The following is a 16251-nucleotide window of genomic DNA, read 5'->3' as shown; positions in this document are numbered from 1 at the left end:
CCACCGGCGATATAACCGGTTCGTTGACGCGTATTTGACGCCTCACCCCCTTCCCTCATGACTGAACGTTTGTTTAGCATGCTGAACATGCGTTTAGACAATGATCTCACCGCGCGGGCCAGGATCGGGAACGCGGCCCTGGAGTTGTTCGGTTCTGAAGGCGTGGGCCGGGTGAGCATCCGGGCCATCGCCGCCAAAGCCGGGGTCTCGCCCGCCCTGGTGGTACACCACTTCGGCTCCAAGGAGGGCCTGCGCGCGGCGTGCGACCAGTACGTGATCTCGCTGGTGCGCGGTGACCCCGACGACCCGGTCGACCTGGCAGACGCCTCCGGCCTGGCCGCCATGCTGGAGGAGGCCGAACCGGTGCGGCGCTATCTGGCTCGCGCCTTCCTCGACGCCACCCCCGAGGCGGCCGCATTGTTCGACGAGATCGTCGAGACCACCCAAGCATGGCTGGACCAAGGCAGCGCCGAAGGGTGGGCCCGCCCCACCGGCGACGCCCGGGCCCGCGCCGCTTTGTATGTGACCTGGCTGCTGGCGCCGCTGGCCTTCGGCGAGCACCTGTCCCGAGTGCTGGGCGTAGCCGACCTGCACAGCACCGACGCCACCTTGCGCTATTCGCAGACCTCCCTGGACATGCTCACCCACGGCGTGTTCACCGACGAGCGCCTGCTCAGCGCTTGGAACTCCGCCGCCGCGAACCGAGGAACGCCATGAAAGTCCTTATCCTCACCCACGGCACCCGCGGCGACGTCCAGCCGTACGCCGCCCTGGCCTTGGCCCTGCAGAACGCCGGCCATCACGCGGTGCTGGCCGCTCCGGCCGCCTCGGCCTCCCTCGCCGAACCCCACAACCTGCCCTTCGCGCCGGTGCACGACGGCCCCAACACCCTCCTCGACGCCCCCCACATCCGCCAGGCGATCGAGACCAACTACCGCGGCCTGGCCGGCAAGAAGGTCGCCCTGCAGGTCATGCGGGCCAGCAAGCCGCTCATGGCGCGAGTGTTCACCGACATGGTCACCGTCGCACAGGCAGGCGCCGACCTCGTCGTGCACGGCCCGAGCATCCCGGGCCATCGCATCGCCGAGGCCTTGGGCGTGCCCGCCGTGGCGGCGCTGCTGCAACCGGTGTGGGTGCCCACCGCCTCCTTTGCCAACCCGATGATCCCGCTGCCGCTGCCGCGGGCGCTGAACCGCGCCTCCTACCTGCCGTTCCGCATGATGCTGCGCTCCTTCGGCGCGGTGGCCGACAAGATGCTCGACCTGCCCCGCCGGCGCGGCCGCCACGATTTTCTGCGCCGCCCTGACGGTGGCCCGGCCACCGTGCTGCACGGCTTCAGCCGCCACCTGCTGCCCCCCGGCACTGATTACCCGGCCTGGGTGCACACCACCGGGTTCTGGTTCCTGCCCGCGGCCTCCACCTGGAGGCCGCCCGAGGACCTGGCGGCGTTCCTGGCCGCCGGAGCGCCACCGGTGTACATCGGGTTCGGCAGCATGGCCGGCACCGACCCTCACCGCATCGGCCGCGTCGTCACCGACGCGATTCGCTTGACCGGCATGCGCGCGGTGCTGGTGTCCGGGTGGGGCGGCATCGCCGTCGACGACCTGCCCGCTCGGACCGAGGAGGTGTTCGTGCTGGACCAGGCCCCGCACGACTGGCTGTTCCCGCGGATGGCCGTGATCGTCCACCACGGCGGCAGCGGCACCACCGGCGCGGCGCTGGCCTCGGGACGGCCGCAGGTCATCTGCCCCTTCGTCGCCGACCAACCCTTCTGGGCCGCCCGAGCCCACGCCGCAGGCGTCGCCTCCGCACCCCTGCCGCAACGCCACCTCACCGCGCAAGGACTCGCCGCCGCGATCCGCCAGGCCACCGGCGAGGAGACCATGGCCCGGCGCGCCGGCCAGCTCGCCGACGCCATCCGCGGCGAAGACGGCACGAAGAGCGCGATCACCGTCTTGGAATCACTGGCCTGACCGCCTACGACGTCGCGGCGTGGGACTCGAGCGACATCGTCGGTCTCGACCCGCACCAGCTGCGCCATTCGGCATAACAGCGTCCGCCTTGGCCAGCGCGTCCACCCGGAGTGCTTCGGTGAAATTTCCGAGCGAGGTCAGCGTTTTGGTCAGTCCGCCGTAACTTCGCGTCAGGAACTCGCGGAATCCCGGATCCTTGGTGACCAGGCGACGTGCGACCTCTACCTGTCGGCGCGCCACGGGCAGCGCATCCTCGATGCGTTCCGCAAAAACCAAAGTCGCGCGCAGGCTCTCGAGCGATCCGGCGTACCTGCCCAGGTAATGATCTTCGTTCGCGTCGGCGAGCTGTTCGTAAATCTGGTTGCCTTGCCGGCAACTGTCGGCGGCCTCGTGGTACTGGCGGGTCACGACCTGGAGGTCGGCGAGACTGTGCAGGGCTGCGGCGAGACCGGATCGGTGGTAGTCGCTGGCGTCGGCTTCGGCGAGTTCCCGATAGAGCTGCACCGCTCGGGCGAGGGGAGGAAGTCCGTCCGCGGGTCGTCCGAAGCTGCGGTGAATCTCGCTGAGCACTTTCAGGGCGTAGGCGTAGTCGATGCGGTGCCGGGTGGGATCGGACTGGTGTACGGCTTCGCTCAGCAGCACTGCCTTGAGGGCCGCGGCCAGCGCTTCAGTGCGGTGGTCGAGACGAGCGTGCCGGTCGGCGAGCTTGGCCAGGGCGGTCGCGAGCGCGGCCGGTTGGTCGGCCGTGCGCAACAGTTCTATCCCTTCCGCGGTGTGTAACAGCGCCTCTGGGAAGTGCTGCAATCGTGCATATCGGTCGCCGAGGTTGACCAAGGCACGTGCCAGCCTCGAATTTTCGGAGGTGTCGAGCCGTCTCGCGAAGTCCGTGGCCTCGCGCGCCGTGTCCAGGGCTTCGTCCGGTCGGCCGATGTTGTCCAGAACCTGACTGAGGTCGGTCAGCGCCGAGACCAGCAGGGAAAGTAAGTGCCGCCGGGAGTCGATGAGCCGCCGCAGCAGTGGTTCGGCTTCCAGGCAGACCGGCAAGGCGTCGGCGTATCGGCCCAGGCTGGTGAGCACCTTGATGAGCTGTGCCAGCGACTCGGCGAGTTCTGCTTCAGTGCCCTGTCTGGCGAGAACGACCGCTTCTTCGACCGCTGCGACCGCCTGCTCTGGCTGGGCGAGTCGGAGGTGAAGCTGGGCAACCTGGTTGAGGTTGCGAATCAGCAGGATCCGGTGGCGTCGTGGGTTCGCCGCGCAAGCCTCGCGGCTGATGGCGACCCCGCGAGCCGCATCCGCCAGCGCGTCGTCGTAGCGGCCGAGATTCTCCTTCCCGCGCGACAGGTTGTGCAGGCCGTATTGCAGGAGGGCCAGATCGGTGTCCGGCGACTGCTCGGCCAGGCGCTCACGCAGCCTAAATGCCTCAGTGATGGCGGCCAGGGCCTGCTCGTATCGGTGTTGACCGGTCAGGATGGCACCCCGGTGGGTGAGGGCTTCAGCCAGCAGGGGCAGATAGTAGCCGTCGCCCTGGTCGGCAAACCGTTGCAGCACAGGCAGCGCCACGGCGTTGGAGACCAGCGCCTGGTCATAGTTACCCAGCTCCACCTGAATACCGCTCAACCGGTGCAGTGCGATGGCGAGCCCGGTGTCCTTTCCCCCGCCACGCTCGGCGAGCTCTCGTTGCAGCGTGACGGCTTCTTCGGCGACCGCAAGCGCTTCCCGGCTCTGGCCGAGTTTTATGTGGGCGGCGGCGAGATTACTCAGATCGAAGGACAGTTGCGCAAGATACCGGTCGCGATCTCGGTCGACGAGCTGCCGACTCACCCGCACACTTTCCAGGTTCCACTCGAGCGCCTCCTCGGGCTGGCTCGCCTGCCCGCTGCGGAGGACCAACAGGTGCAGTGCCACGTGGAGAGCGTCAAGGCCGTCTTCTGGGTCGATCTTGGCCACTCCCCGGAAGACGGGTAGCGCCAACCGCATCGTGGTGTACAGCAGTTGCGCGCCACGTTCGTGGTGGGTGGGGACGGCCGTCTGAAGGTAGGCGCAGGCGAAGGCGAGTTTCAGTTCGGGGTCTCGTCGCTCACCGCAGAACACCAGTGCGCTGTCCAACATGGTCGCCAGGTGAGCGTCGGGGTCATCCAGCGCCTGCTTCAGGAGCGCAGGAAGGTTCTTGACCAGGTAGCCGCGTAGCGGTGAGAACACACCCGGTCGCCGCTCCGCGGCCAATCGCAAGGTCGCGAGCAGCCGACTGCGATGGCGTGCGCTCGTCGCGCCGTGGTCGTGCACGGCGGCGATCACATCGTCGAGGTCGGCGGTGCTGCCGGCCGCGGAATCGAGTAGTTGCTCGACCAGCAAATCCGGCCCGAACGATGCCAGCGGCCGCTGTCCTGGATAGAGGTCGGCCAGCCAGTAGCAGATACGACCACGCCGTTCCCGTTGCGCCGACCCGGAAAACTCCGGCAGGGCCGCGAGCAGCTCAGCCGCCTCACCGGCTGAGGGCCCGGCCAGCACCACGGCCAGCACGGCGCGCACAGCATGCGTCTCGTGCAAATCGGCGAGCTGGTGCGCGGGCCGCAGACGAGCCCATCGGCTCTGCTCCCGAGCCAGGAGGTACGCCAGCACTTCCTCACGCATGGAGCCGGCGGACTCTGTTCCGCGGCGCCGACCGTGCACGGCCAGCAAGGAGGCCACGTGCACGAGCAACGGATTGGCGAAGTCGTCGTCGGTCAGATCAGGCACTGCCCCGACCTCGTCGATCCCGAGGTAGCGGCCGAATGCCCGCATCGCGGTCTCGGCGTGCTCCCGGCGCTCGTTCGGGGAAAGCGCATGAGCGCCCAGGTCGAGGTGCAAATTGCCGAACCCCGTCGCGGTCCGGTGGCTGGTCCGGTCAAGTTCAGCCCACCAGTGCGACCGCGCCGCCTGTTGGCGGGTCAGCAGCAACACGCGCATTCGGGGCCCGGCCACTCGGCTGGCCAGCTGTTCCAGCACGCGGCCGAGGACGGCGAGCAACTGCTCCGGGTGGTCGATCACCAGCAAGGTGGCAGACCTCGGAGTGAACTCGGTCAGCGCCTCGACGTTCGGCACCTGGCCGCAGTCCCACCCGCGCTCCCGCATCCGGGTGCCCAACTCAGCGGCGAGCCGGCTCTTGCCGGACCCACCCTCGCCAGAGACGACGCCGATGCTGAACATGCGGTCCTCGGCGCACCACGCCTCCAGCTCCTCAAGCAGACCTTCTCGCGCCAAGTACGGCACCACGCCGAAGCGGGGCTGTAACAACCACACTTCTGGCGCACCCGGGGGCAGCGGCTGATACAGCGGATCAAGCGATGACGGCGCTGTCCGGGGTGTTTTCGACTCGGCCGTCCGCCCCTCGTCGGCCGCGAGCAGCAAGCCCCCTGGACTGGGGCGGTCCTCATCCTCCCGGTCCTCTCGCCGCAGGGCTCTGCGGGGGCCAGAGGTGCCTGCCTTCTCCCAGTGCGTCTTCCACCAGCGAAACTCACTCAGCCACAAGGGGTGCTTCGGGTCGTACGGCGGCAGGCGCCCGGTCAGCTCCACCATGACCTGGAGCAGCACCCACAACTGCCGGAAATCCTGGGCGACGCTGCCCCTGGCCAGCCAGCCGCTCACCGTCTGCGGGGCCAGCACCTCCAACCCGAGCTCGGCAAGCCGCCGGTTGGCCAGGTTGATCAGATCCTGTTGGGACAGCTTTCGGCTGTTCTTGGTCTGGTCCCGCAGCGCCCGCAGCGCGTCACGCAACCTCTGCCGGTCGGGCGGCAGCTGCTTGGGCCCGCTCATGGGCCTCCCGCCCGTACGGCGCATCCGGCCCATCCGGCGTGAGAGGCCCCGGACACCCCCACCACCTGGGGCTTCATCACCTCCCTCCGGCGTCTCCGACCGTTCTTCCCGCCCTGCCAGCCATTGGCTGAACTGAGGAACGTCGCAATCGGACGAGAAAAGGACGACTCGATGAACCTTGACCCTCTGGCGCTGGCCCCGATCATCGGTGTGATGTGCACGGCTCTGGCCGCGGTGCTGATGGTCCTCATTACCACCCGCGCTTCCCGATCGGCCGACCTGGCTCAGGTGTTGCGCGCTCTTGCCGAAGTACTACGCGCCATCTGGGGCAGGCGATAACGATACGTACCGTAACCGCAAGACTTCCTCGCGTCGAGATCTCAGGCATGGTCGGCTCGCTTCCCCCGACCGTTACCTGTTGCACGCCTCCCAGCGCGGTGGTGGCCAGGGGCTCGCGCTCGCCATCTCTCAGCGCGAGCACACCAAACCGCCCAGCGCATCCTGGCCGAGCACCTGCGCTGCCAGGATCCGCCTGCCCACCCTTGGTCGCGAACGTCAGCTCCAGGGGCAGCCCGGTGGTGATCGCCTTGATCGGGTCGCTGATCTGCTCGGCGGGGATCCACTGCCGCGCACCGATCAACGCGTGCCCGACGCCGGCGGGGGTGAGGAATCGATGGAGCAGCAGCGGGAGGCCGGCGGCTGAGGAGGCCAGGGCGGTAGCCTGCCGTTCGATCTCCCGATTGATGTTGCCAAGTCCACGAGCGGACCGTGGTGGATCAGCTCCACCGCCGGGACGTGCCCTGCGACGGTGGCAACATCCGCCACCTCTTCCTTCCAGCCAGCGGCGAGCGGCCCCCTCATCGCACGAGTCCCGGGGAGCATTTTCAGGGCTGAGGTCGCTCCAGCAGGCGGGCCTGGAGCGCTTCGCGCTGGGCGGCGGTCAGCCGGTCGGGCCTGGGCTCCATGGTGTAGGTGCCGCCCTCAGCCTGCAGCATGAGCGGGTCGGCCAGGTCCGGATGCCGATCGATCGTGTCGAGGGCCTCGGCCGTACGCTCGGGTGGCCACCCCAGGGGTGCGGCGAGTTCGTCCAGGGTGAGCGCTCGCGCGCCGTACACCAGTGCGGCGATGACGGTCAGGGCGTCACGCACGGCGGCATCGGTGAGGCTGCTGCCGTGCATCTGCTCGCTGAGCCTGGCGAAGAAGTGATTCATCTGGGTGAGCCGGGCCCCGGCGGGCGTGTCGGCGCCGAAGAGCTCGATCCCGCGCCGGGTGGCCTCCGTGACGTTCGCGTGCGCCCTGGTGTCGGCCTGCCAAGCCCGCAGCCAGGCGTCCTCGTGGACGGTGTAGCGCTCCCGCCGCCCGCCGGGGTCGGCGGTCCGCCCCACCAGTTCCATCGTCTCCAGGTAGCCGATGGACTTGGACACCGAAGCTGGGCTTACCCGTAGCCGTTTCACCAGGTCGGCCGCGGTGAGGCCGTCGGCTTCCGCAGTGAGCAGGCCGGCGAGGACCCGAGAGGCCATCCGCTGCAGGCCGGTCCCTGACAGCAGCACCGCGAACTCCTCCACGAACTCACGTACTCGCTCTTGCGCGGCGTCCGGCCGGGACGCGTATCGGAGGGCATCGCCCCTGGCCGCGGGCGACCGGCTCAGTTCTGGGTCGTCGGGCGGATGACGATCTCGCTGATCTCCACGTCGCGCGGCTGTTCGATGGCGAAGGCGACGGCACGGGCGACGGCTTCCGGCGCGATGGCGTACTGGTCCATGGTGCGGCGGATCTCCTCGCGGACCTCGAGGTTGTCGATGGAGTCGGCGAGTTCCGTATGTACGTAGCCCGGCGAGATCGCCGTTGTCCGCAGCACGCCGTCGGTGGACTCCTGCCGCAACCCTTCCAGGAGGGTGCGCACGGCGTTCTTGGTCGCGGCGTAGACCGCCATCGTAGGGGTGATCTTCAGACCGGCCGTCGACACCGTGGTCACGAGGTGGCCCTGCCCCTGCTCGCGGAACACCGGCAGCGCGGCGGCGATGCCGTGCAGCACGCCGCGCAGGTTGACATCGATCATCGCTGACCAGCCGGCCACGTCGAGGTCGGCCACGGGACCGATCTTGCTGATGCCGGCGTTGCCCACCAGCACGTCGAGCCGCCCGAACTCCGTCACGGTCAGGCCGACGAGCCGTTCGAGGTCCTCGCGGGCGGTGACGTCCACGGCGCGGGTGAGGGCGCGTCCGCCGCGGTCGCGGATCTGGCGGGCGATCTCGTCGAGCCGCTCCGTCCGCCGTGCGCCGAGCACGACGGCGGCGCCTCGCTCGGCGAGCAAGCGCGCGGTGGCCTCGCCGATCCCGCTGCTCGCCCCGGTGATGGCCACGACCTTGCCGCTGATGGCTGACATGGGGATTCCCTCCACAGTAAAATGGACACGTGTCCGGTTGGATGCTCTCACCGTACCGGACACGTGTCCGTTTAACCGGCCCGCGATGCAGAGGACCGATGAACGCATCCCGCCGCCGAGCCGACGCCACCGAGAACCGCGCACGGATCCTCCAGGCCGCGCGAGAGGTCATCGCCAACGCGAACGAGGTGAGACTCAATGAGATCGCCAAGCGGGCGGGCGTCGGCCAGGGCACCCTCTACCGACACTTCCCGACCCGCGAGGCCCTGCTCGCCGAGGTCTACCGCAACGACGTGGACGACCTCGTGGCCGCCGCGCCGGGACTGCTCGCCGAGCACGCGCCGCTGCCCGCCCTGGCCGCCTGGCTGGACCGGGTGGCCGAGTACGCGAAGATCAAGCGCGAGGTGTTCGCGGCCGTCGAGGTGGGGGTGTGGCAGGACCTGTCCGCACACAGTCTCGGCCCGATCGGCGAGGCGCTGACCAGGCTCCTGGATGCAGGCAAGGCCGAGGGCGTCATCCGCCCCGATGTGGACGCCCGCGACGTCATCCTGCTCATCGGCTACCTGACCCGCCTGGAGCCCACGGAGTGGGACGCCCGCGCCCACCACCTCCTGCGCGTCATCCTCGACGGCCTGCGCCGTCACACCTGAAGCGATCGGATCGGGCCGGGTTGCTCTCGGCGTCGAGATCATCGAAGACGTCTGGTCCGGCCGGCGCCGGCAAAGCGCAGGTCCTCGGCTTGAACCAGGTGCGAGCCGAACGCTTCCCCGTGCCCGGCTCGCCGACGCGCGCGGGGCGAGCTGCGGATGACCGACCTGGCCGACGATGTCGTGTACAGCCGCAGCGGGCCGGCCTATCAGGCGGGCTCGCTGGACAAACGCGGCCTGATCACCCGCTCTCCGTCGCCGGGTGACGAGCGCAGCGTCATGGCGGCGGCCACCGCCGTCGGCCGCGCCCTGTTCGCCCAGGTGCTCCCGGGCATGCCGGCCGCGTCCGGCACCTGTTGTTCGAACCCTTGACCGGCGACGACGTCACCGCGCTCGACGCCGTCCTGGGCCGGGTCCGCGACCACATGCGCGCCGCTCCCCCCGCTCCGCCAAGCCTCGCGCTCGGCACAACCACACCGACCGAGGAGAGAGTGATGGACCGCGCGTTGCTGGCGGACTTTCTCCGGGCCCGCCGGGAAGCACTGCAGCCGGAGGAGGTGGGGCTGCCGCGGGGCGCCCGGCGTCGTACCGGTGGGCTGCGGTGATTACCTCCGGACCGATGGATCGTCGCCTTTTCTGGTCGATCGCTGGTTGAGCGACCCGTCGGCGCGTGAACGCTACCTCGTCGAGGCGGGTGTCCCCGTTCGACACCGCCCGAGGTGCTATCGGCATGTCGCACTGGGCGGGTCGGCACTGTATCGCCACCTGCTGATCTGTCCGGCGGAGCGCCAGACGCTGCTGATCTTCACGGCTGCCCCCGGCTCCGCCGGCCACGAGAAGCTCCGTGCTCCGGCCGCCGCGAGCAACGAGGAGAGTTCTGCCGACCGGCGTTAACCCCGGCCGAGACGGATGTCACCCGCCACATCACATTTGCTTCGAATTCGAAACATGCTAGTTTCAGAAGTGCTTCGAAGTCGAAGCACAACGGATTCAGAAAGACGAGGCTCGTCATGAAGGCAGTGCGTTTCCACGAGTACGGCACCCCCGAGGTCCTGCGCTACGAAGACGTGGACCAGCCGGTCCCCGGCGCCGGCGAGGTCCGGATCCGGGTGGCGGCGACGTCGTTCAACCCGGTCGAGGGCAACATCCGCGCCGGTGTCATGCAGGGCCCCATCCCGATCCGGCTGCCGCACACCCCCGGCATCGACATCGCGGGCACGGTCGACGCGCTCGGCGAGGACGTGACCGGCTTCGACGTCGGCGACCGGGTGATCGGCGCCCTGCCGCTGACCAGCACCGGCGCGGCCGCCGAGTACGTCATCGCCCCGGCCCGGATTCTGGCGGCAGCCCCCACGAGCGTCCCGCTGGTGGACGCCGCCGGACTACCGCTGGTCGGGCTCACCGCGTGGCAGGCGCTGTTCGACCACGCGAAGCCGACCACCGGCCAGCGGGTGCTGATCAACGGCGCGGGCGGCGCCGTCGGCGGCTACGCGGTGCAGCTGGCCAAGAACGCCGGCGCGTACGTGATCGCCACGACCGGCCCGCGCAGCTCCGAGCAGGCCAAGACGGCCGGCGCCGACAAGATCCACGGTCCCGGGATCCCGGAGCTGTCCGAGCCGGTCGACGTCGTGCTCAACTTCGCCCCGATCGCCCCGGAGCAGATGGCCGCTCTAACCACCGTGATCCGGGACGGCGGCGTGCTGGTCAACACCACCGTGTGGATGCCCGCTGCGTCCGACGAGGCCCGCGGCGTACGGGGGATCAATCTTTTCTTCCGTCCCGACGCCGAACAGCTCACCCAGCTGGCGACCCTGCTTGACGCCGGCAAGCTGCACCTCGGCGCGACCCGGCGGGTGCCGCTGGCCGGACTGGCGCAGGTGCACGCCGAAGTCGCCACCGCCCCGATCAACGGCAAGGTCGTCTTCGTCGCCCCCGGCGCCACCCTCGACTAGAGGAAGGCACTCGGTCCCCACCGCGCGTTCGCCGCAGTGCTCGCCCCTATGGCTGAAGCCGTGGCGGGTTGCACACCCCGGTGGCCGGTGACGTCCCCGCACACCGGCCACCGCGGACCGGATCCGTGTACCTCCTCGTCAGAGGAGTACGCCGCCGGAGACCTCGATACGCTGGGCAGTGACCCAGCGCAGGCTCTCGGAGGCCAGTGCGGCGATGGCGTCGCCGATCTCTTCGGGTTCGCCGACGCGGCCGAGCGCGTCCTGGCAACGTGACACCGGCGACACCGGCGACACCGTCGCACGACCTCAGGCCGGGGACCTGCGCTCCGGGCTGACGTCCATTGGTCACCGCTACGCCGACCAGAGTGCGGGCCAGTGCTCCGGCCTTCAGGCCGGAGGTTGAGGCCCGCGCGGGAACGCCCGCCATGGCGCGAGCGTGCCCTGACCTTCCTGCGACGACGCGGATCAGAGGGTCGCGGCGAGGGGAAGACCGGCCAGCAGGCGGTCGCGCAGGGCGTCGCCGCGGATGCCGAGCTCGGCAAGGTCGTCGGGGCCGGGGGCACCGGTGACCAGCAGTTCGGGTACGAGGAGGCGGCTGAGCGGAACCTCGGGTGCCGGGTCGACCAGAGCGCCGATGGAGGCGGTGGACAGGTCGAGGTAGGCCGGCGCGAGGGTCCTGCCGTGGAGGGTGCCGGTGACCAGGTCGGGGCAGAACTCGTTCCAGAAGAGCGAGACGGTGGTGCGCAGGTCCCCATGGATCATCACCAGCTTGTCGGTCATGTCGCCGACGAAGGTCTCGGCCGTCACGTGGCCGCGTACGACCAGCTTCGCGTCGCCGGCCAGGTAGATGTTCCGCGCCCGCAGGTTCCCGAGGACGACCAGAGCGGCGGCCCCGTCGTCCACATCGGTGATGTTCCCGTCGACGACCAGGTCACCGTCCACGATGTACCCGGTTGCCGCCTCGGGCGTGCCCTCCCGCCACGGCGTCCGCTCGTGCTCGTCGAGGGGGAGTTCTCCGGTCACCGCGGCCGACCCCGGAACCAGGATGTACTCCTCCTCGTAAAGGTTCTCGTAGGTCTCCTTCGGCAGCCCGCGCTGCTCGAACAGGTCCACCGCATCGTCCCAGGCGAGGTAATTCGATCGCATGCGCGCGACCATAGCAATGAAACGCAGTCGTACCGTCTCGAAACCGACGTTGGATGTGGCGCGTACATTGCTGCGGCCCCCAACGATCGAGCGGAGGCCCAGTGGCCTGCTCACGTATCCAACCGGCCCGCGACGGTCCGTTATGCCCGTGGCCTCATTCGGCCACCCGCACGCCCTTGCCGGTAGTGGGGCACGGCCGGATACTCAAGGCCGCTGACGAGCTTCGCGGCGGATCCTCCTACGGAATGGGACGTGATCGCATGCCCGATGAAAGCACCAGCCGGGACCAGGCCAGAGCCGAGGCCGACGCCCTCGCCGCTTGGCAGGCCATCCCGTACTCCGTCTCCCCCGAGGAGGCGCAGCGGATCTCCCGGGCGTATCTGGACGAGGCCCGCGAAGAATTCGAGGAGCAGACCAGCCGGCTCCCCCAAGCCGACCAGGACAGGACTCGCCAGATCGAGGCGCAGCTGAACGCCAACGGCAGGCAGGTGTACGCCAACGCGAGATGGTGGGGTTTTGAGATCGTCCTCAACGCCGCGGCCGCCCAAGCCGCCGCCGAGATCTCGGAGTTGGTAGGGGAGATCGTGGCCATGGCCGTCCGTCCCAGGACGCTCGGCCGGTTGATCGAGCTCTCCTTCCAGATCCGTTCTCTCATCATCCAGATCGTCGGCAGGGACCACGGTTGTCGGCTGGTGTCGCCCTGGTTCGCCCCGGGGATGCTTCTTCCCATCTCTCTGGCCCCCAGGCAGGACACCTCGCTGTGGTGGACGACCATGAACACCTCTCACAACTGGAGCGAGAACGAGAGATTCCCCGGCCACCTGTCCAGGTCCAATCCGGCGCTGGCCGAGTTCCGCGGCCGGCTGTACGCCGTGCACCGCGGTGACCGGGACGAATCGCTCTGGTGGACCGCCTACGACCCCGGCAGCAACGAGGGCTGGAGCGACAATGTCCCCTTCCCCGCCCATCGCAGCGCCGACGGCCCTGCCCTGGCCGTTTACAACAACTTCCTGTACTGCGTGCACCGCGGCGGCGGCAACGACAGGAGCCTGTGGTGGACCCGCTTCGACGGCAACCGCTGGAGCCCCGACACCCGCATGAACGGCGCGTCCAGCCGAGGCCCGGCCCTGACGACCTTCAACGGCATGCTGTACTGCGCCTACCGGGACGCCAACAGCGATCAGATGTGGTGGACCCGCTTCAACGGCACCAGTTGGAGCAACGACCAGCCGTTCGGCAGCCACTTCACGGCCTCCAACCCCGCTCTGGCCGTCTACGGCGGCGTGCTGTATTGCGTGTTTCGCGGTGGAGGCTCCGACCACTTCCTGTGGTGGACCAGTTTCGACGGCACGCGCTGGAGCAGCGCACGTCGGCTGCCCGCCCACCGGAGTGCGGAGGGCCCCGCCCTGGCCGTCTTCAACAACAGGCTGTACTGCGTGCACCGAGGCTCCGGCGACCAGAGCCTGTGGTGGACCAGCTTCAACTCAGCCAGCTGGAGCCCCGACATCCGGCTGCCCGGCCACCTGAGCGCTCAAGGTCCCGCCATCGTCTCCTACCGCGAACCCTACGGCACCGAAGACCAGCTCTTCTGCGTGCACCGCGGTCATGGGTAGAAGCCGCCACTGCCGCCTGTGAAAAGGCGTGCTGCGCGTTCTTCGCGTTCCACGTCACCAGCGACGGCGAGCAGGTGATCTGGGACTGCGCCGTCAGCGACAACGACGCCGCACGCGCCCTGCTGGAGGAAGTACTGCGATACCCATCGCGAACGGTTCGGTGTGGAATCGATCTGTGCCGTGCCGGAGTTCGCGCCGTCCACGTACTGGGCGGGTGCTGTCAGGGCCGTCGACGAGCGGCGGCGGATGCCGCGCTTGCGTTCGAGCGCGCTCGAACTCCTAGCATCGCCGGCATGACATCTCAACCAGGGACCCGGCGGACATGGATCATCACTGGCGCGTCGGCGGGCTTCGGTCGTGCCATCGCCGAGTGCGCGGTCGGGCGGGGCGACAACGTGGTGCTGGCCGTGCGGCGGCCCGGGGCGGTGGCCGACCTGGTGGACGCCCACCGCGACCAGGTGCTGGTCGCCGAGTTCGACGTGCGTGACACCGGGCGCGCCGGGGACGTCGTACGGTCGGCGGCCGAACGGTTCGATCGGGTGGACGTGCTGGTGAACAACGCCGGCCGCGGGGTCGTCGGCGCGGCCGAGGAGGTCGGCGAGCAGGAGCTTCGCGCGTCTTTGGAACTGCACCTGCTGGGTCCGGCGGCGCTCGTGCGGGCCGTCCTGCCCTACTTTCGCGAGCAGGGGTCGGGCACGATCGTGCAGATGAGCAGCCAGGGCGGGCGCGTCTCCTTCCCCGGCGTCGGCGCCTACTCGGCCGGCAAGTTCGCGCTCGAAGGCTGGTCGGAGGCGCTGGCCGGCGAGGTCGCGCCGTTCGGGGTCCGGGTGATGATCGTCGAGCCGAGCCGGTTTCGCACCTCGTTCAACGCGCCCGGCGTGCTCGGGGTCGCCGACGCCGGCGCCGTGTACGCCGGGCTGCTGGAGGCCGTCCGCAACGACATGGCGAGCGCCGACGGGATTCAGGAGGGCGATCCGGTACGGGCCGCGGAGATCATCGTGGACCTGGTCGCCGGTGAGGAGCCGCCGCTGCGCCTTCCGCTCGGGCGTGAGGCGGTCGAGCGCATCGGAAGGTCCTACCGGCAGAACCTGGAGGAGCTCGAACGCTGGGCCCCTGCCGCGCGTGCCGCCGACTTTCCCGGCGCCCCCGCGTCCGTCCGGCCGATCTAGAGTGTCGCCATGGCCACGGACGATCTGATGTCGAGGGCGCTCGCCGCCCTCGACGAGGTCGACGGCCCGATGTCGGTCGAGGTGATCCACCGCCTCGTCGACGTCGGCGCCGCCACCGACCTCATGACCATCGCGGAGGTCGCCGACCTGCTTGACATGTCGCCGCACACGCTGCGCTACTACGAGCGGATCGGACTGGTCGAGGTGGCCCGCGACGCCAGCGGCCACCGCAGCTACGACGCGGAGACGGTACGGAGGCTGGTGTTCCTGACCCGCATGCGCCTGTCCGGGATGGCCATACGCGACCTTCAGCACTACGTGCGGCTGGCCGATGAGGGCGACGACACCGTCCCCGAGCGCCTGGACCTGCTGCTCGAACACCGCGAGACGATCCGCCGGCAGCTCAAGGAGCTGACCCTGTCGCTGGCGGCGACCGAATACAAGATCGCCACCTACGGCGGCCACGCCGGACCGTCGTCAGCGGGCAAGGCCTGACCCGTTCGGCACCGAACCGCGCCGAACGGGTCCACCGCGCCCAGTCGGCACGGTCCGCCTCGTCACTGCGGCGAGAGGCAAAGCCCCATCATCGTCCTGGCAGTTCTTGACGGTGGTGCAGCCGTGTCCGCCCTGCTTGAGCACGGCTGCGGACCTGTCGCAGCGATCAGTCACCTCGTTCCCGGCCGAGGAAGCACGACAGGAGTCGCCTGAAGTCGTGCGGGTGCTCGAGCGCCGGCACGTGCCCGCATCGGCCGAGCACGTGCAGACGGACATCGGCCAGGTGTTCGAGCAGGGGCAGGGCTGCCGTCTCGAGCGGGGTGACTCGGTCCTCGGCGCCGTGGACGAGCAGCACGGGCGCGCGGATCCCTGCCAGCGTCTGCGCCGAGAGGGTGAGATCGTCGGCCCAACGTGCCCTGGGAGGAGGGAACAACGACGCGAATGCGGCCGCCCCCTCTCGCATCGCGGCCGCACGGGCGGCGACGGCCGACTCGGTCACGAGCGCTTGGTCGAGGACGAGGCGACTCAACATGTCTCGTGCCCCGGGCACGCCGGCGGGGGCGGCCCAGAGCGCGTCGAGGTCGGCCGACAGCGGCGCCCCGGGGGCGCCCATCGTCGAGACCGCCACGACACGGGTGACCTGCCGGGGACGCGCGGCCGCCAACGCCAGCGCCACGGCACCGCCCATGGAGTGGCCCACCACGGCGTAGTGCTCGACACCGAGAGCATCCATCAGGCCCGCGGCCTGCTCGGTCCACAGCCGGAGCCCACCCCTGGAGCCCGCCGGCATCGGGGTACGGCCGAACCCCGCCTGGTCAGGAGCCACCAGGCGCCAGGACGTGCCCAGCGCCTGGGCCGTCGTCGCCCAGGCTCCGGACCCGGTCGTACCGGGTCCGGAGCCGTGCAGCATCAGCACCGCGGGCCCGGTGCCGCTCTCCATGACGTGGACGGGAGAGCCGTCGACGGTGACGGTCCGAAGTGTCGTCACCGAGACCGGCCAGGTGTGCTCATGCGGACGCGGAGTTGATGGACTTGGAGAAGACGTCCATCATCGCCCGGCCGAACTGCGGCATGTCGG

Annotated in this window: 18 protein-coding genes; 12 read left to right on the top strand and 6 right to left on the bottom strand. The window is 69.6% G+C overall.

The genetic code is table 11. The features are described from left to right. Positions 1-87 precede the first annotated feature (87 nt). Together ABT352_RS38940 and ABT352_RS38935 are read left to right on the top strand one after the other, a co-directional pair. Complete coding sequence (locus ABT352_RS38940) at positions 88-717, top strand: TetR/AcrR family transcriptional regulator (RefSeq protein ID WP_350950076.1); 630 nt, start codon at positions 88-90, stop codon at positions 715-717. Continuing rightward, complete coding sequence (locus tag ABT352_RS38935) at positions 714-1973, top strand: glycosyltransferase (protein WP_350950075.1); 1260 nt, start codon at positions 714-716, stop codon at positions 1971-1973. Before ABT352_RS38940 ends, ABT352_RS38935 begins: the two co-directional genes overlap by 4 nt. Here ABT352_RS38935 and ABT352_RS38930 read toward each other — a convergent pair. Beyond that, positions 1962-5765, bottom strand: a complete 3804-nt coding sequence (locus ABT352_RS38930) for a tetratricopeptide repeat protein (RefSeq protein ID WP_350950074.1) — start codon at positions 5763-5765, stop codon at positions 1962-1964. The two genes, ABT352_RS38935 and ABT352_RS38930, sit on opposite strands and share 12 nt — an antisense overlap. Before the next feature lie 171 nt (positions 5766-5936). Between ABT352_RS38930 and ABT352_RS38925 the strand changes: the two genes are divergently transcribed. Both ABT352_RS38925 and ABT352_RS38920 read left to right on the top strand, forming a co-directional pair. Then, positions 5937-6104 (top strand): hypothetical protein, encoded by a 168-nt coding sequence (locus tag ABT352_RS38925; protein WP_350950073.1) that lies wholly within the window; start codon positions 5937-5939, stop codon positions 6102-6104. A 79-nt stretch (positions 6105-6183) separates the two neighbouring features. Continuing rightward, complete coding sequence (locus ABT352_RS38920) at positions 6184-6468, top strand: hypothetical protein (RefSeq protein ID WP_350950072.1); 285 nt, start codon at positions 6184-6186, stop codon at positions 6466-6468. Between the two features lie 181 nt (positions 6469-6649). On the opposite strand, the gene ABT352_RS38915 is transcribed toward ABT352_RS38920, so the two are convergent. Together ABT352_RS38915 and ABT352_RS38910 are read right to left on the bottom strand one after the other, a co-directional pair. After that, the gene (locus ABT352_RS38915; protein ID WP_350950071.1) at positions 6650-7315 is read right to left on the bottom strand and encodes a GbsR/MarR family transcriptional regulator; all 666 of its coding nucleotides are present in this window, start codon (positions 7313-7315) and stop codon (positions 6650-6652) included. A gap of 95 nt (positions 7316-7410) precedes the next feature. Next, a complete protein-coding gene (locus ABT352_RS38910) occupies positions 7411-8151 on the bottom strand; it encodes an SDR family oxidoreductase (RefSeq protein ID WP_350950070.1) in 741 nt (246 codons plus the stop codon). A gap of 98 nt (positions 8152-8249) precedes the next feature. Here ABT352_RS38910 and ABT352_RS38905 point away from each other — a divergent pair, with 98 nt between their 5' ends. The 5 genes from ABT352_RS38905 (at position 8250) to ABT352_RS38885 (ending at position 10750) form a co-directional block, all read left to right on the top strand. Then, a complete protein-coding gene (locus tag ABT352_RS38905; RefSeq protein ID WP_350950069.1) occupies positions 8250-8801 on the top strand; it encodes a TetR/AcrR family transcriptional regulator in 552 nt (183 codons plus the stop codon). Between the two features lie 156 nt (positions 8802-8957). Further along, positions 8958-9170: a winged helix DNA-binding protein gene (locus tag ABT352_RS38900; protein WP_350950068.1), complete on the top strand. Its 213-nt coding sequence runs from the start codon at positions 8958-8960 to the stop codon at positions 9168-9170. Beyond that, positions 9167-9403, top strand: coding sequence for a hypothetical protein (locus ABT352_RS40825; protein WP_502992947.1), 237 nt, complete (start codon positions 9167-9169; stop codon positions 9401-9403). The genes ABT352_RS38900 and ABT352_RS40825 overlap by 4 nt, the downstream gene beginning before the upstream one ends. A 46-nt stretch (positions 9404-9449) precedes the next feature. After that, positions 9450-9692 carry a hypothetical protein gene (locus tag ABT352_RS38890; protein ID WP_350950067.1) on the top strand — a complete coding sequence of 81 codons (243 nt, stop codon included), beginning with the start codon at positions 9450-9452 and terminating at the stop codon, positions 9690-9692. A 116-nt stretch (positions 9693-9808) separates the two neighbouring features. After that, positions 9809-10750 carry an NADP-dependent oxidoreductase gene (locus ABT352_RS38885; protein WP_350950066.1) on the top strand — a complete coding sequence of 314 codons (942 nt, stop codon included), beginning with the start codon at positions 9809-9811 and terminating at the stop codon, positions 10748-10750. Positions 10751-10888: 138 nt separating this feature from the next. Here ABT352_RS38885 and ABT352_RS38880 read toward each other — a convergent pair whose 3' ends face one another. Together ABT352_RS38880 and ABT352_RS38875 are read right to left on the bottom strand one after the other, a co-directional pair. Next, positions 10889-11026 carry an SDR family oxidoreductase gene (locus ABT352_RS38880; protein ID WP_350950065.1) on the bottom strand — a complete coding sequence of 46 codons (138 nt, stop codon included), beginning with the start codon at positions 11024-11026 and terminating at the stop codon, positions 10889-10891. A gap of 189 nt (positions 11027-11215) precedes the next feature. Next, positions 11216-11896, bottom strand: a complete 681-nt coding sequence (locus tag ABT352_RS38875) for a polymer-forming cytoskeletal protein (RefSeq protein ID WP_350950064.1) — start codon at positions 11894-11896, stop codon at positions 11216-11218. A gap of 260 nt (positions 11897-12156) precedes the next feature. Here ABT352_RS38875 and ABT352_RS38870 point away from each other — a divergent pair, with 260 nt between their 5' ends. The 3 genes from ABT352_RS38870 (at position 12157) to ABT352_RS38860 (ending at position 15173) form a co-directional block, all read left to right on the top strand. Further along, positions 12157-13509 carry a PLL family lectin gene (locus ABT352_RS38870; protein ID WP_350950063.1) on the top strand — a complete coding sequence of 451 codons (1353 nt, stop codon included), beginning with the start codon at positions 12157-12159 and terminating at the stop codon, positions 13507-13509. 293 nt (positions 13510-13802) lie between these two features. Next, positions 13803-14678: an SDR family NAD(P)-dependent oxidoreductase gene (locus ABT352_RS38865; protein WP_350950062.1), complete on the top strand. Its 876-nt coding sequence runs from the start codon at positions 13803-13805 to the stop codon at positions 14676-14678. A gap of 9 nt (positions 14679-14687) precedes the next feature. Continuing rightward, complete coding sequence (locus ABT352_RS38860; protein WP_350950061.1) at positions 14688-15173, top strand: MerR family transcriptional regulator; 486 nt, start codon at positions 14688-14690, stop codon at positions 15171-15173. Positions 15174-15339: 166 nt separating this feature from the next. Here the strand turns inward: ABT352_RS38860 and ABT352_RS38855 are convergent, their stop codons facing one another. Continuing rightward, positions 15340-16161 carry an alpha/beta fold hydrolase gene (locus ABT352_RS38855; protein ID WP_350950060.1) on the bottom strand — a complete coding sequence of 274 codons (822 nt, stop codon included), beginning with the start codon at positions 16159-16161 and terminating at the stop codon, positions 15340-15342. Between the last annotated feature and the right edge of the window lie 90 nt (positions 16162-16251).

The organism is Streptosporangium sp. NPDC000563 (assembly GCF_040299985.1).
GTDB lineage: Bacteria > Actinomycetota > Actinomycetes > Streptosporangiales > Streptosporangiaceae > Streptosporangium.
This window is presented reverse-complemented; position numbering and strand designations above follow the sequence as displayed.

Excerpts from the sequence above, each read along its gene's own strand:
- ABT352_RS38940 (WP_350950076.1), top strand. The coding sequence starts at position 88 with ATGCGTTTAGACAATGATCTCACCGCGCGGGCCAGGATCGGGAACGCG.
- ABT352_RS38935 (WP_350950075.1), top strand. The coding sequence starts at position 714 with ATGAAAGTCCTTATCCTCACCCACGGCACCCGCGGCGACGTCCAGCCG.
- ABT352_RS38930 (WP_350950074.1), bottom strand. The coding sequence starts at position 5,765 with ATGAGCGGGCCCAAGCAGCTGCCGCCCGACCGGCAGAGGTTGCGTGAC.
- ABT352_RS38925 (WP_350950073.1), top strand. The coding sequence starts at position 5,937 with ATGAACCTTGACCCTCTGGCGCTGGCCCCGATCATCGGTGTGATGTGC.
- ABT352_RS38910 (WP_350950070.1), bottom strand. The coding sequence starts at position 8,151 with ATGTCAGCCATCAGCGGCAAGGTCGTGGCCATCACCGGGGCGAGCAGC.
- ABT352_RS38905 (WP_350950069.1), top strand. The coding sequence starts at position 8,250 with ATGAACGCATCCCGCCGCCGAGCCGACGCCACCGAGAACCGCGCACGG.
- ABT352_RS38900 (WP_350950068.1), top strand. The coding sequence starts at position 8,958 with ATGACCGACCTGGCCGACGATGTCGTGTACAGCCGCAGCGGGCCGGCC.
- ABT352_RS38885 (WP_350950066.1), top strand. The coding sequence starts at position 9,809 with ATGAAGGCAGTGCGTTTCCACGAGTACGGCACCCCCGAGGTCCTGCGC.
- ABT352_RS38875 (WP_350950064.1), bottom strand. The coding sequence starts at position 11,896 with ATGCGATCGAATTACCTCGCCTGGGACGATGCGGTGGACCTGTTCGAG.
- ABT352_RS38870 (WP_350950063.1), top strand. The coding sequence starts at position 12,157 with ATGCCCGATGAAAGCACCAGCCGGGACCAGGCCAGAGCCGAGGCCGAC.
- ABT352_RS38865 (WP_350950062.1), top strand. The coding sequence starts at position 13,803 with ATGACATCTCAACCAGGGACCCGGCGGACATGGATCATCACTGGCGCG.
- ABT352_RS38860 (WP_350950061.1), top strand. The coding sequence starts at position 14,688 with ATGGCCACGGACGATCTGATGTCGAGGGCGCTCGCCGCCCTCGACGAG.